Origin of the sequence: Cohnella luojiensis, from assembly GCF_004564235.1 — a bacterium.
Lineage (GTDB): Bacteria > Bacillota > Bacilli > Paenibacillales > Paenibacillaceae > Cohnella > Cohnella luojiensis.
The window spans coordinates 128,096-143,133 of sequence record NZ_SOMN01000010.1; the positions used below are offsets into that span (position 1 = coordinate 128,096).

Sequence of the window (15,038 nt, forward strand, 5' to 3'; positions counted from 1 at the left end):
ATCATAATAGGGGGGACAAAATGCGCGCCATCGCTTCCTTAACCTTCTGTTTGCGAGGCCGCATCAGAAACTTCTGCAGGTTAATTTCCGTGCTGTCCTCCAGATCCTGCAGGAAATGTTGCTCTACTCCAGCAATCGCAACCGGATCGAATAGATGGGCATTGATCTCGAAGTTGCTGAAGAAGCTTCGCAGATCCATGTTCGCCGAGCCCACCACCGCCACAAACTTGTCGGCGATTAGCGTCTTGGCATGGACGAAGCCTTTTTTATATTGCCATACCCGTACTCCCGACCGCATCATCTCCTCCACGTACGATAATGTCGCTAAGTGAACGAGCCAAGTATCCGGGACGTACGGAATGATGATTCTCACGTCAAGGCCGCTAAGGGCCGCATCATGAAGCGCCATGGCAATGCTCGCGCTCGGAATGAAATAAGGCGTCGTCACCCATATCCGCTTGCGCGCTGCCGTGACCATCGCGTACACGGAATCGTGAATGGCGTCTCCCCGCCGGTTCGGGCCGGCCGGAACGATCTGCACGGGCTCCGACTGCGAGCAGTGATGCACCGGAAAGAACGAAGGATCATCGGGCTTCTCGCGAGTCGCAATCTCCCAATCTTTCAGAAATACCTCCTGCAGCCAGTAGACCGAATCCCCTTCCAGCTTCAGATGGGTATCCCTCCAATACCCTAGATGCGGATGCTTCCCTATGTATTCATCTCCGACGTTAATTCCGCCTACAAAACCTACCTTGCCATCTACTACGATGATTTTTCGATGGTTCCGGTAATTCATCCTTTTCTTTAGAAAAGAGGGCCTTAGGGGAAAGAAACAAGCGCATTCCACGCCTCCCTCGCGCAGGATCCGAACGTAGGAATCCTTGAGCGTAATGCTGCCGATTCCGTCGTACAGCATCTTCACCTTCACGCCTTGCTTGGCTTTGCTTATCAACGCTTGCTGAAAAGCTCTTCCGATATCGTCGTCCCTGACAATGTAGGTGGACAGGTGGATGTGGCTTTTCGCGTTGTTAATGGCCTCGAACATCGACTCGTAAGTATCCATGCCGTTATTGAAAATCCAGCTTTGGTTTCTGGAGGAAATGGGCAGCTCCCCGCCTTTGCGCAGAGCTCGGAATAACCTTGTCTGCGATGCGATGCCGGTCGATTCCGGCAGCTCCGAGATATCGGTTACGCTCGTGCTCATCTTAAGCAGTCTTGCCCTGCGTCTTTGATCCATGCCGGCTCGCTTCCGGGCTTTCCTGCTCCTGCGGAATTCCGTGGCCAGGAAATAGTACAAAATGAACCCGACAAGCGGGAAGAGAAACAGAATAAACAGCCATGCCGTGGCATGCGCCGGCCTGCGAAATTCAAGCAGCAATATCGTTGCCGCCTGGAAGATGAAGATGAATAGGAGGATGCTGATTCCAAGCCAGATCATTCACGTAGCCTCGCCGTCTCTTAATGTTATAGGAATGAAAGAAAGGTTTTCAGAATAAATAGAATTAGATCAGGATATTCTCGATTCCGAAAGGAGATCCGATGGCTAACAGAAAGCGGAAACCGCAATGGTCCTTACTCCTCATTAGGGGTGCCGACCATCGAGTTAAGCAGTTTCGGGTGTCAGGAAGAACGGTCGTGTTCCTTCCGGTCGCAACCGCACTGGCCGTGGCGGGCGGTTTCGGTGCATTGCATCTGCAATCGGTGAATCGAATCCACGAGCTGGAAGCTCGTCTGGCCAGCGATTCGATACAGAATAGCCAAGACATTGCCGTTAAGAATGGAGAAATTCGCTCCCTGGAGCATGAGCTCACTCTCCTTAGCGAACAAACCAACGTTATCAAAAGCCGCATGAATGAATTGAGCGAACTGGAGTTGAAGCTGCGGCTTTTCCTCGGCAAACAGGAAGACCGCTTATCAGGTGCGACAGTTGCGGCAGGTACGGAAGATGCTGAGGTATTCGCTTCCGGTTACTTCGATTCCACAGAATCGCCAGTGCCCGATCGTCTGTCCATGGCGGCCGTAGAGTCGAAGATCGACGACTTCACCGAGTTGTCGCGGATGCTGGACGAGATGGCGATCTCGATGGCTGAAGGGCTGCGCAAGGCTGAGCTAAAGAGAGCCGAGATCGACGCCATGCCGACGGAATGGCCTACAGTATCGAGGCGATTGACCTCGGGGTTCGGCTATCGGCGGGATCCGTTTACCGGGAAATCCACATTCCATGCCGGTGTGGATATCACCGGAGATTCGGGAGATCCCATCTACGCCGCTGGCGACGGCAAGGTTAAGGAAGCCGGCTTCAACCGTACACGTGGTAATTATATCATCATTACCCATCGAGATGGATTGGAATCATGGTATATGCATTTGAAGGTCATCGGCGTAAAAGCGGAGCAGAATGTCGATCGAGGAGAGCTTATAGGAGAGATGGGCAATAGCGGGCGAAGCACGGGACCGCACCTGCACTTCCAAGTCGTGGTCAGCGAAACGCCCGTGAACCCGCTCCCTTATTTGCGGCATGTAAAGGAGGACTGACGGATCATGTTCAAGGATAACAAGAAGCTGGCGTCAGGGGTAACCGATACCTTAATCGGAGCCGGTACCGAAATGAACGGATATCTGAAATCGATGGCCGGAGTGAGAATTGAAGGAGCTTATCAAGGAGACATCGAGAGCAACGGGGATATCGTCATCGGCGAAGGCGGCATCGCCAAATCCAACATTACGGCTCGAGACGTGACGATCGCGGGCAAGGTGTACGGGGACGTACATACGCGAGGCAAATTATTAATAACCCCGACGGGGCAGCTGCACGGCAACTCGCATGCCTCAATCCTCCTCGTTCAGGAGGGAGGCATACTGAACGGGAGCAGCCAGATGGAGCGTGGGGAGGGGAAGGTTGGGGGAGTAGCAGCGGAAACAACGGCATCTAGCGGTAATGCGGACAAGAAGGCTAAGCAAGCGGGTTGATCCCGCTTGCTTCTCATTATTGACTGTGTATGGATTACAAATTATAAAAACTTGCCAATCCACTTACGGCTAAGCTTATCCAATTCGTTGTCTGGGGGAAGGAGGTACTTCTGGTCATCCAGGTCCGTAATGACGCGTGATCCGTTCAAGAGGTTCGTCGTTATTTCATAGATAGGTCCGGTAATCATGTGGAGTTGACCATAGTCAGTATCTACTACCCAGACATAGTGGTTGAAGCGACGGCGAATCGAGGAGATACCCTCAATTAAAGGCAGATAGGGGCTAACCCGCAGTTCAGAGCTAAGCGCCGCTCTACTCAACTCATCCAATCCGACGTTCGATAGCAGTATGCCCCATTCGTTTCCTTCAGGATCAGCTATGGCGATGTAACTGTCTCCCCGCGTAATCGGGAATAATCTCCTAACTGTAACCGTGCCTCTCATTCCCTGCCATGCTGCTTGAAGCAATCCGCCTTCGGATTTAGTAAACCGAATTTGCGATGGATTGATGGACAGCCAATCATGGGTTCCTTCGTCTTCGGCAATGGTTCCGCTAAGATTGACAATCGTACTCATCGAACGCCCTCCCCGACATATTCATACCCCGACTTCGTAGAATCGATTATACGCCCTTTGTCCAGTTGCACGATCCGATCGGTATTGCTTAACGTATGAAGCCTATGCGCGATCGCAATCGTCGTTCGGCCTTTACACAGCTGTTCAAGCGCTTCTTGAATTTCGCGTTCCGTCTCGATATCCACGGAAGAGGTAGCCTCGTCAAGAATAAGCACGGAAGGGTTCTGCAACAGCGTTCTCGCAATGGAAATTCGCTGTTTCTCCCCTCCAGACAGATGCTCCCCGCGTTCTCCGACATTCGTGTCATATCCGTACGGCAGCCGCGAGATAAACCCGTGAGCGTTCGCTTGCCTTGCAGCGGCTATGATTTGTTCGGGGGAAGCTTCAGGACAACCAAAGGCAATGTTGTCCGCGATAGTGCCGTCGAACAGATAAGTTTCTTGAAAAACGATTCCTACATGCCGGCGCAGGTCGGATATCGCCAGTTGCCGCAAATCTACGCCGTCAATCTCGATGCTGCCGGCATCAGGGTCGTAGAAGCGGCAGAGTAGATGGATCAGGGTTGTTTTACCTGCTCCGGACCGGCCTACGATGCCAATTTTCTCCCCCGCGCGAATATGGAGGTTTACATCTTTCAACACGTTAATCCCTTTCTCGTAACCGAAGGCAAGTGATTTCACGACGATCTCCCCGCGCATCACGGGCATCGCTATGGGATGTTTCGACTCGCTAACTTCAGCTTCCGTATGCAGAAGTTCCAAGATGCGATCAGCGGACATCAAAGAAGCATTAAAAGCCTTCGTTATCCTAAAATTCCCCTGAAGCTGCTCAAGGAACATCGAGAGATATGCAGTGAAGGCAATGACGGTCCCAAAACTCATCGCCCCATTCATCACCTGGCGACCGCCGAAAAACCACACCATCGCGACGCTCGTCGATATCGCAAGGGATATGCCTGGTTTTAACCACAGCGTATACCGTTGCTGGTCCATCATTCTCCTCACGGAAGTCTCGTTATATTCCCTGAACAGTTCCTTTTCCTTCTCATCCCGGTGAAAAGCTTTGACAACCCGTATTCCGTGCAGAGTCTCGGATATATATTGCTGCAGCCAATAATCGGCATTCCATTTACGGTTCATTAACGATCGCATAACGGGAAAAACCCGCCAGAGCAGCGTGCAGCTTATGGCTATCGCTGAGACGATCAGAAGAGAAATTTGCCAATCCAAAATAAACAGGATGACCAAAATCGAACACGCCATCAGAAGCTGTACCAGGATAGAGGTTATACCTTTGGTGAGCAAACCTTGAATGCCATTGGCATCGTTCTGCACTCGCCCGATGAAATGGACGGTTTTCCTGCGTTCATAGAATCTAACGGATAAGCTGATAAGCTTGTCGAACATGTCTTTACGGATATGGCTCATGACCTGGCTGCCGATCCGAATGCTAATGGACGTCCGAACTACTGCGAGCAATGCCTGCAAAATGTAAACGGTCAACAATAATCCTATCAATCCGGCGAACTTACTATTCGAGGATGGCAGAACGCCTCCGTCTATTATCTCTTTGAATAAATACGGCGGCGCCATTTCCAAAGCTACCGTTAGAAGCAACACGCCGGCAGATAACAGAATCTGATTGCGGTAAGGCAATGCATAATGCGCTAGCCTGCTAATAATCCGTATCCTTTGGCGCAAAGTTAGCGGCTTCGTCTTCTCTTCGTCCCATTTCTCATCGGCAGAAGATCGACTCTCTATCGGCGCCCCTCTCTGAGCTGGTCCTTTCAAGTCCTCATTCACCCAATCGGTAATGGATCGCTGGCAACGGTAAAGGCCCCTCATTCCTGACAATGGGCTGAACGCGATACGCCGCGACTCGCCTCGAAGATCGGATATCTCCAGATAGGCGCCGCTGCCCGTGTCCAATATTCTTGCTTTATCCAACTCGCGACGACCGATGATCCACAGGACATTGCCTTCGGCATCCAACAGTTCTAATTGTTTGGAAGTGAGAATAACCATCCGGTCAATCAGTTTACCCTGCTCCGATATATCTTTAACCGGGTGGCTAATTCTCGATGTTGCTAGAACAGACGCCATTATGCTCTCCTCTTCCCTGTCGTGCTTTGGTGCAATGCCCTTTTCTTCAGCTTTCCAAGCACCACGAATGGCAGCATAAATAAAGGAAACCGAGACGCGAAATAAGACCATAGCCTTCTCGTTTTCCGGTTCTCCGGCATTACCTTTCCCTTTCGCTTGAGATCCATAAGTACGCCAATGATCTGTTCACTTTTCACGGGGGGATCATAGAACCGGTTCGCATCGCCGCGAAAAAAATACCGGGCTCCTTTATGGCTCCTCTTAACTCGGTGAAGACGATGGGAGTAAAGGATTCCGATATGAGAGGCCACTAGACCTATTTGACCGATTCGGAGCGATCCGGTAAGCGACACGAATCTGCATTCATCGTCGGGCTTAATGTATGGATACATGCTGTATCCCGAAGCCGCTAAGCGAACCTCCCCTTTTCGCTCCATTAATGCTCCGAATGTCCGAATGTTCTCCTCACGCACTGACGACCAGACCCACCTTCTCCAGCTGGATCAGGAAATTCTTTAAATCCTCGCTAGCTTTCTCCGCTTCCACGTTGTATTCTTTCGTCAATCGTTCCGTTAACTGCTCAATGGAACTGTTGTCCTCTAAGGAATTCCAAATCCAACCTCCGACTTCATTTAGCTTGGTTACAGCCAATGTTTTCTGATTGAGGATAAGCGTCTTCCCGTCTATCTCCATAATCTCCGTATTTTCCAAGCGGCTATAAATTGTCGTCATGAGATTTCCTCCCAAAATAGCTCGTTTTTCTGAAATTTAAGCCGGTAGACCGGAACTTGCTCTACTAACGCTTTGCATAAGCGAACGACCTTGAGCGAGTCTTCATTATTATGCGGCCAGTACCAAATATTTTCTAAGATCGATAGCAAGGCTTTGCTCTTGTCGAGGCGGCGTTTCTTAATTATTGGGGATTGCTCAAGCATGTAAATGGCTTTAATAGGTACGGAATGTATGGGGGAAGGGTTCATGATATTACTTCTTAACGGGGAATCGTAAACTATGACACGGCCATCCTGACCAATCTTCAGGATGGAAGCCTCATCGGATAATAACGTTCTAGGGTGGGAAAGCTTGGCGACGGTCGTCTTGCCCACTCTGGACTTTCCGGCGAATACATAAGCTTCGCCTTGGTCTACCAATGTAGAAGAATGAACAAGGAGGCCCCAGTCGTAATGGGTGATAATCGTGCTGTACCAATTCATAAGAACGCATCTTAGACCCACGTAATTATAAAATCGAACATCTGCTTCCCTGTAATCCGGACTGATGGCTAGATAGTAATCCGGACGATCAAAAATCATTCTTCCCTGCACGTCGCGCGTGAACGTGGTGTTGATACCCGGGTTCTTCAAACAGCCTTGTTGAATCGTAATCGTAAAGCTTGTGTCCGGATCCCTAAGCTGCGAATCTGAACGTTCTCCGAACATTTGGTTCATGAAAGACATCGTTTCCGCCCCGATAACCCGAAATAAAACGGAATGCGTTCCAATCTGCTTCCATAGCTGCTCCAAGAATAAACCTCCCGAGGATTTATGCATCTAACGAAAAAGAAGAAAGGAGAAAGGTCCTCTCTTCTCTCCGAGTGTTCTAAGTACTTAATGCCGTTTTACCACCATTTTTTCTTTGGCTTTTTAGAACCACTACCACTACCACTACCACTTCCGCTACCCGTACCGCTGCCATAGCCGTGTTCGAATACGACTGATTGATGCAAGATAATCGCTGGAGTTACATAGTTTTTCAACAAATATCACCTCACTTTTCTGTACTCATTTTATGATACAAAATGTATCTATGTCAATAATTTATAATGATTACAATCCTTTTTGGATCAGGAAATATTTAGACAATATTGAGGGAAAGTTAAACTTAGATACCCCGTTTCAAGTTATGTGTTCTCACTTTGCAAGGCTCTTTTATAATGACGATTAATAGAAAAGAATATAATTAAACCTAAACAGGCTCCCGAAGAATCTATCATGACATCGAAGATTGATGCTCCTCTAGCCGGAACAAAGAGCTGGTGAATTTCATCCCCTACACCATATAATGTCGCTCCAAACCAAGCAACTAGATATGATCGTTTATGCTTATAGAAAATAATCTTTAATAGTATAGCGAGAGTACCGAACAAAAAGAAATGTGCTCCTTTTCTTAAGACCATATTAAAGACCTTAACGTCATCTTTAGGCTCTTCCATAATGGTGGAGAGTTTCCTAATCGTACTGCCATTTGTAAAGTTATCGGATTGTGTGAAATAGAAAATTAAGGCACAAAGCAGCACTGCCGCGCAGATCCATGGCCATTTTTTCATAGTAATCTCTTTCCCCTTATACCAATTGGGCCTGATAAGCTTCTATCGTTCTTTTCAAACCATCTTCCAAAGTGATTTGCGGCTCCCAGCCAAGTAATTTTTTTGCTTTGTCGATAACGGGTTGCCGAACTTTAGGATCATCTTGCGGCAGAGGATGGAATGTAATTTTACTATTTGATTGGGCCATTTCTTTAACGAGCTGCGCAACCTCAAGAACCGAATATTCAATAGGATTGCCTATATTAACGATTTCGCCTTCTGTATCTTTCTTTACCATCAATAGCCTTAAAGCCTCTACCGTATCATCCACATAGCAAAAAGAACGGGTCTGTGAACCGTCACCGTAAACTGTAATATCTAGATTTGAAAGTGCCTGGTTGACAAAATTAGAAATGACTCTTCCATCATCATTGCGTAGTCCAGCTGAATACGTGTTAAAAACACGGGCTACCTTCACACGAACTCCAAAGCGGGCATAATATTCATAACAATAAACTTCACCCAACCTCTTCGCTTCGTCATAACAAGCTCTCGGCCCAAATGTATTTACATTCCCTCTATAGCTTTCTGGCTGCGGATGTACTTCTGGATCTCCATAAGCTTCGCTTGTACTTGTAAACAAGAATTTAGCTCCTGTACGAAGAGCTATATCAAGCATATTTCGAGTCCCTATTGTATTAATATCAATTGTTTCAAATGGGTTGTCTTGATAAAATTTGGGGGAAGCCGGTGAGGCTAAATGATAGATTTCATCCGCCTCTTGAACCTCTTCCAATTCTCTTACTTCAGGATTGGCAACATTCACTCTCAATAATTTGAACTGGGGATGATTGATGAATGCAGATAGATTCGTTTCCTTGCCCGTACATAAATTATCCAAACCAACAACTATGTAACCTTTGTTCAATAAAGATTTCGTAAGATGAGATCCTAAGAAGCCTGCAGCCCCCGTAATGATGGCCTTAATCAATTTCCCTCACTCCATCCATTATATTTATTATCTGATTAATGCATTGCGAAGCAATGATTTTATCAATATAGGCCGAGAGGCGATTAGGATTGTGGCGCTCAAATATTTCTTCTTTTCTAAGCGATCTTTAAACAACAACTCAGCTAAACCCCTTTGTTTCTTTTTACGGTGTGACTTTAGAGCACTTTCAATTTCCGGCTCCTGACTATACGTGGTAATTAGTTCTCCAGTAAAACGAATTTGCGACTGATGCAAAACGATGGCCCTTGAAATGGAAGAGCTTAAGGAGTTAGGGCGAGTTCGATAATAATACATCGGTTCCGGAATCAGCAGCATCTTTCCACTGTGATAAATACACTCTACTAGAAACTTAAAGTCTTCATCACCATTCAAATTCTCATCATAAAGAAGTCCTGTATTTTTAATGAGGTCGGATCGAATGATTGGCTTTAAGTAACCATAATCGTCGCTAATCATTCTCGATGCCGATAAAAACGTCATTTCTTTATGATGTCCGATAATTTTAGCCCTGGATTTTAAGTGCGTTGTATAGGGTACCTCTTCTCCGTCATGGATCAACCACAGATCATCACAAACAATATTGGCATTGTTTTCAATGGCATGATTCAACATCTTCTGTAGCCGTTCTGGACTCCACCAATCATCGGAATCCATAATGGCAATCCACTCACCCGACGATGCTTCGATTGCTTTATTTCTTGAAAATGACACACCCTTATTCGTTTGATTTTGTACTAGCTTGAGTCTAGTGTCATAAATACTCTTTATGACATTTACAGTTTCATCGGTAGAACAATCATCAACCACGATCACTTCAATATCTTTCAGTGTTTGGTTCAAGGCGCTCTCAATTGCCTTTTTCACATACTTTTCAACATTATAAGCAGGTATGATAACGGAAATCTTACAACTCATTGTGACTCTCTCCTTCTTATATAACTAAATTTGCCACAATTTCTTCCCACGACAGACATAGACGTATAATGTCTTCCTCCACTAACTCGCTTCCCGTCTGTATTTCTATAATTTCAAGATCCTGTGAAGCACGGATACTGTGGCTTGCATAGGCTGGTATTTTAAGCACATCCCCCGCTGTAACCCGGGTAAGCTGACCATTTAGCACAAACTCACCTTCTCCGGCTATAATGGTCCAGACTTCATTTCGATGTGCATGTATTTGGTAGCTTAAATTTTTACCTCCCTTTATACAGATCCGTTTAGTTAGAACATGATTCCCGTCCGAAAATTTCTTATAATCCAAAACCCTGTATGAGCCCCAACGGCGTTCTTCATACATCGGTCTTTGTTCGATATGACCAATAAGTTCTTTAACCCTTGGACTAGCATTTTTATCTGAAACTAATATACCGTCCGGGCTGGACGATACAATGATATTCGATAAACCCAAAATGACTACTGGTATATCCAATTCATTTATGAGGTGGGTATTTACTGAATCTCCACTTAATGTCCCGTTTCCAATAATAGGATTGTCAATCTGTTCCGTTAAGGTGTTCCATGTTCCGAGGTCCTTCCAGTAGCCGTCATAAGGGATCACAACCGTATGGCGCGCCTTTTCGACCACTTCATAATCGAAACTGATTTTCGGAAGAGTGTGGTATTTTTTAACTATCTCTTCATATTGAATGGGCAAGCCTTTGTTGATTAGAAGCTCGATCATAAAGTTCAACTTAAAAGCAAAAACCCCGCAATTCCAAAGCGCCTGCTGCTCCAGCAGTTCTTTCGCTTTGTCGGTGTGGGGTTTCTCGATAAAATGGCTTACCGTCATATAATCTCTGTCGTTATCCGAAGCCTTTGGCACGATATAGCCATATTTCTCAGAGGGAAATGTTGGATTCACGCCCATCAAGGCAAGCTCCGCATCCGATTGATGAACTGCTTCTTCCAGTTCCTTCATCTTGATGAAGAATTTCTCTTCCACGAACGGATCGACCGGTAATACCGTAATCACTTCATTTAGACTGACTCCCTGGATGGAGTACAAATAAGTAGCCGCCAATGCAATAGCTGGAAATGTATCACGTCGATCCGGTTCGATGATGACCGGCACATCCATGCCGATTTGGCTTTGGAGCATCTCAAGCTGACCTTTTCCGGCCGCGATAAAAGCGTCTTGTGCGAGATTTGTTTTACCCAGCTGTGACCAAACTCTTTGCACCATGGATTCCAGCTGATCATCGGAGTTCTTTAATACTTTCAAAAATTGCTTGGACCTAGAGTCGTTGGATAGCGGCCACAAACGTTTACCCGAACCTCCGGAAAGCAAGACCAGCTTCATAGGTTATTGAACTCCTTTCTATTGTTGTCAATGTATTGAAATAGTGTCCGAATAAATATAGATACACTGAATTGTTCTGCATGGTTCCGTATTGTTAATGGATCCCAACTTGTTTGATCCATATCCATAAGGGCAGTGGCCAAAGAATCAGCCGTCTGCAGATCAAAGAAAATTCCGTTTACTCCCGGAACAATTGTATCTAAAGCTCCGCCCCCCTTGAAGGCAACCACGGGCCTGCCGCTTGCATTGGCTTCCAAAGGGGTAATGCCGAAATCTTCAATCCCAGGAAATAAAAACCCCCGACAATGCTGCATGTAGTAAGCGACTTGATCATCCGGTAATCGTCCCATAAAAGTGACTGTAGGTCCGGCAAGTGACTCCAACCTTTTTCGGTCCGGCCCTTCTCCAATGATGATCAAAGGCTTTCCGATTTTGGTGCATGCTTCGACAGCCAGATCAATGCGTTTATAAGAAACTAAGCGCGAAACCACTAAGAAATAATCTCCTGGGTCCGCATCCGATATTTGAAACCTTGAAACATCAACTGGCGGGAAAATGACCTCCGCTTTTCTGCCGTAACAGCTTTCAATCCGATGTTGAACTACTGTTGAGTTCGCAATCATGTGATGAATCTTTAGAGAAGTCGTTTTATCCCAGATCCGCAGAGGAAGCATCGCCCATTTTGCCAGCCATTTCTGAATGGCTGATATCTCGCTCCCTTCCATATAGGTAGAGAAATCCCAGGCGAAACGCATCGGGGTATGACAATAACAGATATGAACTGTCTTTCCTTTCACAACTACACCCTTTGAATAGGCGCTGCTGGAGCTAATGACAAGATCATATCCTTGTAAATTCAAGAATCGAACAGCGAACGGGTATAACCAAAAAAAATGCTTGTATCGCTTCAGAATTCCCGGGATCTTCTGCATCCAAGTTGTTCGGATGTCTGCATCCTTAAGCTCAGGAAGCAGTTTATTTCGATCTGCGACTGTTGTATAGATAGGCGCTTGCGGGAACATTCGATGAAGCACACTTACCACTCTCTCCGCTCCACCCATCTGATTCAAATAATCATGGACGATCGCTACACGAAGGTTACCGTTCATGAAATCTCCTTTCCTTTGCTGAACTTCAATTCTTGTACCGGTTTATCCATAATGGATTTGTAGATACTCTCTACCTTGTAAACCGTGTTTTGGATGGAAAAGAAGTCCTTTACCCGTTCCGCTGCATTTCCGCCCATTCTTTGTCTCCATTGATCGTTTTTTAATACGCTATCCGCACAGTCCAGCATTCCTTCAAGATCTCCAACCTCATACAACAATCCGCTTAGTTCATGGTCAATGATTTCAGGGACTCCTCCTGCATTAGTTGCCACTACAGGCAAGGACTGCGACATGGCTTCGATAATGACACGTCCAAACGGTTCATTGTCTGAACATAAAAAAAGAAGATCCGCTGCACAGCAGATCTCCATCACATCTTTACGGAACCCTGTAAACCTTACACGATTTTCTACCCCGAGTTGGGTAGTTAACTCATGAAGGGAATGCCAGTATTCATTACATGCCTGACCAAATTTAGGTTCACCGACGACGCAAAGATAGATATCATGCCCATCATCCAGCAACCTTTGCGTTGCACGAATCGCATCCTCTTGTCTTTTCCATGGGGCGATTTGTCCTATAATGAGAATGACTTTACTCTGCATCGGAAGTTTTAATTCCTTTCTAATCTCTGCCTTCCAACGCCCTTTTTCCTGCTCTGAAAACTCGCGAATTTCTAACCCGTTATGTACAAGGTGCATTCGATCTTTCCATTTCGTTCGGTCAAATCCCAATAAGACGGAGCACGATATCCCTATGATTCCTTGTGCAGTAAGCCTTGCAAGGCGATCAATTCCGTTGCCAATTAGTCCCTTAGGGAGATTATCCCTCACGTGCCATATCATTGGGCGACGATGCAGCCAACCAAACAGGGCAGCCATAATCCCGGCTCGCATGGAATTAGCATGAATAAGGTCAACGGAATGAATTCGAATCAATCTGGCCAAACGCAAACCCTCCCCTAGCATTCCGATCATATCCACCAGAAGTCGAAGTGGATTTTTGGAAAGCCTCGCCCTGTAGCCCTTGATAGGAACAACTTGCAGCCCTGCTTCTCTTGCTCGATCTGTCAGCTCACCCTCGGGCGAGAAGATAACGGGTTCGACCATCGTCATGTTCTTCACTGTCAAGAGAAGACTAATCTCAGCACCGCTGACAACACTCGTATGATTATAGTAGGCTACTTTCATATTTCCCTAGTTCCTTTCGCTGTTGAATCGCTTGATCAAACACGCGAGTAACAGACCGGGCAACCTTGGTCCAAGTATAATGCTGAAGAACATGCTGACGACATTCCTCGCGCGAGGGAATGGAACAGTCACCTTTCAATATCGAAATGATTTTTTCCGCAATTGCATCCGGCGATCCCTCGCGAAACAACAATTGGTTTGAGAAGGGCTCAAGGATTTCCTTCGTCCCCCCGTAAGGAGTGCCGAGTACAGGAGTGCCACATGCCAATGATTCTGTTGTGACTAAGCCGAACCCTTCAAGTGTTCTTGTTGGAACGACACTTAAATCAGCAGCTTGATACCACCGAACCAGATCCTCATCGGATACCCTTCCTAATAAACGAACAGTTGATTGTAAACGAAGCTCTTCTATTAATTGTTCATATTCTTCTTTAAGCGCCCCTTGCCCCGCAATGAAAAGCAAGGTACTGGGAGCCTCCCTTGAAACCTCAGCCATGGCGCGAATCAATTGATCAATCCCCATCCGCCGAACCAACCTTCTGGCGCAGAACAGAACCTTCTGATCCTCTAGTATACCCAGTTCTTCCCGCAGGGCGCCTCGATTCTCTGAGGGTCGAAACCTTTCGATATCTGCCGCACCCGGAATCCGATGGATGCTATCTTTGGCAATGCCGAATTCTCGCGATAATAGGGCTCTGAAATAATCGCTTAACACAATAAAGGCATCGGATCGGCGATAAGTGGTTTGCTCTATTCTTTTTTTAATTTGATAACGAAGCAGCTTCGTTATCTGATTCCCCCCATCTTCCACTAGCGACTCTTGTGCCCAAGGGCCGTGAAAATGGGTGACAATCGGCACATGGCCGGGAATAAATCTCCTAGTGGTCAAGGAAGCGTACAATCCAAAATGGGGATTGATAATATCAGGGGTAATCACTGAGGTACGGTCTCTTATCGAAGCATGAAAAAATTTCATTCGTTGATAAGTACCCAATTTCGCGCTGCCGGAAACTACATCCCGGATATAGGAAGGAGCCTCCATCACCTTCCGCTCTGACGATATTAGCCCCTCCACTGTATGCCCATATTGATTCATCGCCTTCAAATAATCTGCAAAGTAATAATTTAATCCGCCTGGTCTATGTTCCGCCCATTCCATTCCGGTCGCTAGGATTTTCATTTGGTTTCTATGCCCCCATATTTAAGTTTAAAGTGCTCTCCCTTCCTTCGACTTCTGGTAAACTCGTTTCCAGCTTTAATCGCGTTATTCTCAATCAAATACCAACAAACATATGCAACAATAATTCCTGAGGTAAGAACCAAAACGTTAATAATCCACACAGGTACAGTATAATGCTCCCATAGGTTGAGACACAGGAGCGTGATAAATAAGTTATAATAAAACCATGGAAAAACGGAACCGATACACCCCAGAGTTTAAAACGAAGGTTGTGCTGGAGGTCTTGCAGGAAGAGC

15 protein-coding genes are annotated in these 15,038 nt (G+C 46.4%); 2 read left to right on the forward strand and 13 right to left on the reverse strand.

Going from position 1 to position 15,038, the window contains the following annotated elements:
* Position 1: 1 nt before the first annotated feature.
* Complete coding sequence (gene cls / locus E2980_RS10265; protein WP_135152087.1) at positions 2-1,438, reverse strand: cardiolipin synthase; 1,437 nt, start codon at positions 1,436-1,438, stop codon at positions 2-4.
* Positions 1,439-1,539: 101 nt separating this feature from the next.
* Between cls and E2980_RS10270 the strand changes: the two genes are divergently transcribed.
* Together E2980_RS10270 and E2980_RS10275 are read left to right on the forward strand one after the other, a co-directional pair.
* On the forward strand, positions 1,540-2,535 hold the full coding sequence (locus E2980_RS10270) for a M23 family metallopeptidase (RefSeq protein ID WP_135152088.1): 996 nt from the start codon (positions 1,540-1,542) through the stop codon (positions 2,533-2,535).
* Between the two features lie 6 nt (positions 2,536-2,541).
* Positions 2,542-2,970 (forward strand): bactofilin family protein, encoded by a 429-nt coding sequence (locus tag E2980_RS10275; protein WP_135152089.1) that lies wholly within the window; start codon positions 2,542-2,544, stop codon positions 2,968-2,970.
* A gap of 41 nt (positions 2,971-3,011) precedes the next feature.
* Here E2980_RS10275 and E2980_RS10280 read toward each other — a convergent pair whose 3' ends face one another.
* The 12 genes from E2980_RS10280 to E2980_RS10330 all read right to left on the reverse strand — a co-directional run bounded on the left by E2980_RS10280 (position 3,012) and on the right by E2980_RS10330 (position 14,742).
* Positions 3,012-3,545, reverse strand: coding sequence for a DUF1854 domain-containing protein (locus E2980_RS10280; protein WP_135152090.1), 534 nt, complete (start codon positions 3,543-3,545; stop codon positions 3,012-3,014).
* Positions 3,542-5,647, reverse strand: a complete 2,106-nt coding sequence (locus tag E2980_RS10285; RefSeq protein ID WP_167747063.1) for an ABC transporter ATP-binding protein — start codon at positions 5,645-5,647, stop codon at positions 3,542-3,544. Before E2980_RS10285 ends, E2980_RS10280 begins: the two co-directional genes overlap by 4 nt.
* On the reverse strand, positions 5,647-6,120 hold the full coding sequence (locus tag E2980_RS24190; RefSeq protein ID WP_167747064.1) for a S24/S26 family peptidase: 474 nt from the start codon (positions 6,118-6,120) through the stop codon (positions 5,647-5,649). The genes E2980_RS10285 and E2980_RS24190 overlap by 1 nt, the downstream gene beginning before the upstream one ends.
* On the reverse strand, positions 6,113-6,379 hold the full coding sequence (locus E2980_RS10290; RefSeq protein WP_135152092.1) for a PqqD family protein: 267 nt from the start codon (positions 6,377-6,379) through the stop codon (positions 6,113-6,115). The genes E2980_RS24190 and E2980_RS10290 overlap by 8 nt, the downstream gene beginning before the upstream one ends.
* Positions 6,376-7,170, reverse strand: a complete 795-nt coding sequence (locus E2980_RS10295; protein WP_135152093.1) for a hypothetical protein — start codon at positions 7,168-7,170, stop codon at positions 6,376-6,378. The genes E2980_RS10290 and E2980_RS10295 overlap by 4 nt, the downstream gene beginning before the upstream one ends.
* Before the next feature lie 377 nt (positions 7,171-7,547).
* Positions 7,548-7,973 carry a VanZ family protein gene (locus E2980_RS10300; RefSeq protein WP_135152094.1) on the reverse strand — a complete coding sequence of 142 codons (426 nt, stop codon included), beginning with the start codon at positions 7,971-7,973 and terminating at the stop codon, positions 7,548-7,550.
* Positions 7,974-7,989: 16 nt separating this feature from the next.
* Positions 7,990-8,943 carry a UDP-glucuronic acid decarboxylase family protein gene (locus tag E2980_RS10305; RefSeq protein WP_135152095.1) on the reverse strand — a complete coding sequence of 318 codons (954 nt, stop codon included), beginning with the start codon at positions 8,941-8,943 and terminating at the stop codon, positions 7,990-7,992.
* Positions 8,944-8,970: 27 nt separating this feature from the next.
* Entirely contained in the window at positions 8,971-9,879 is a 909-nt protein-coding gene (locus tag E2980_RS10310) for a glycosyltransferase family 2 protein (RefSeq protein ID WP_135152096.1), read from the reverse strand.
* A 16-nt stretch (positions 9,880-9,895) separates the two neighbouring features.
* Positions 9,896-11,263: a sugar phosphate nucleotidyltransferase gene (locus E2980_RS10315; protein WP_135152097.1), complete on the reverse strand. Its 1,368-nt coding sequence runs from the start codon at positions 11,261-11,263 to the stop codon at positions 9,896-9,898.
* Entirely contained in the window at positions 11,260-12,372 is a 1,113-nt protein-coding gene (locus E2980_RS10320; protein WP_135152098.1) for a glycosyltransferase, read from the reverse strand. Before E2980_RS10320 ends, E2980_RS10315 begins: the two co-directional genes overlap by 4 nt.
* The gene (locus E2980_RS10325) at positions 12,369-13,562 is read right to left on the reverse strand and encodes a glycosyltransferase family 4 protein (protein WP_135152099.1); all 1,194 of its coding nucleotides are present in this window, start codon (positions 13,560-13,562) and stop codon (positions 12,369-12,371) included. The genes E2980_RS10320 and E2980_RS10325 overlap by 4 nt, the downstream gene beginning before the upstream one ends.
* A complete protein-coding gene (locus E2980_RS10330) occupies positions 13,543-14,742 on the reverse strand; it encodes a glycosyltransferase family 4 protein (RefSeq protein ID WP_135152100.1) in 1,200 nt (399 codons plus the stop codon). Before E2980_RS10330 ends, E2980_RS10325 begins: the two co-directional genes overlap by 20 nt.
* Between the last annotated feature and the right edge of the window lie 296 nt (positions 14,743-15,038).

Bases quoted from the DNA above. Each gene is read 5' to 3' on its own strand.
- E2980_RS10320 (WP_135152098.1), bottom strand. From the start codon at position 12,372: ATGAACGGTAACCTTCGTGTAGCGATCGTCCATGATTATTTGAATCAG.
- E2980_RS10315 (WP_135152097.1), bottom strand. From the start codon at position 11,263: ATGAAGCTGGTCTTGCTTTCCGGAGGTTCGGGTAAACGTTTGTGGCCG.
- E2980_RS10275 (WP_135152089.1), top strand. From the start codon at position 2,542: ATGTTCAAGGATAACAAGAAGCTGGCGTCAGGGGTAACCGATACCTTA.
- E2980_RS10270 (WP_135152088.1), top strand. From the start codon at position 1,540: ATGGCTAACAGAAAGCGGAAACCGCAATGGTCCTTACTCCTCATTAGG.
- E2980_RS10330 (WP_135152100.1), bottom strand. From the start codon at position 14,742: ATGAAAATCCTAGCGACCGGAATGGAATGGGCGGAACATAGACCAGGC.
- E2980_RS10290 (WP_135152092.1), bottom strand. From the start codon at position 6,379: ATGACGACAATTTATAGCCGCTTGGAAAATACGGAGATTATGGAGATA.
- E2980_RS10325 (WP_135152099.1), bottom strand. From the start codon at position 13,562: ATGAAAGTAGCCTACTATAATCATACGAGTGTTGTCAGCGGTGCTGAG.
- E2980_RS10280 (WP_135152090.1), bottom strand. From the start codon at position 3,545: ATGAGTACGATTGTCAATCTTAGCGGAACCATTGCCGAAGACGAAGGA.
- E2980_RS10285 (WP_167747063.1), bottom strand. From the start codon at position 5,647: ATGGCGTCTGTTCTAGCAACATCGAGAATTAGCCACCCGGTTAAAGAT.
- E2980_RS10300 (WP_135152094.1), bottom strand. From the start codon at position 7,973: ATGAAAAAATGGCCATGGATCTGCGCGGCAGTGCTGCTTTGTGCCTTA.
- cls (WP_135152087.1), bottom strand. From the start codon at position 1,438: ATGATCTGGCTTGGAATCAGCATCCTCCTATTCATCTTCATCTTCCAG.
- E2980_RS10310 (WP_135152096.1), bottom strand. From the start codon at position 9,879: ATGAGTTGTAAGATTTCCGTTATCATACCTGCTTATAATGTTGAAAAG.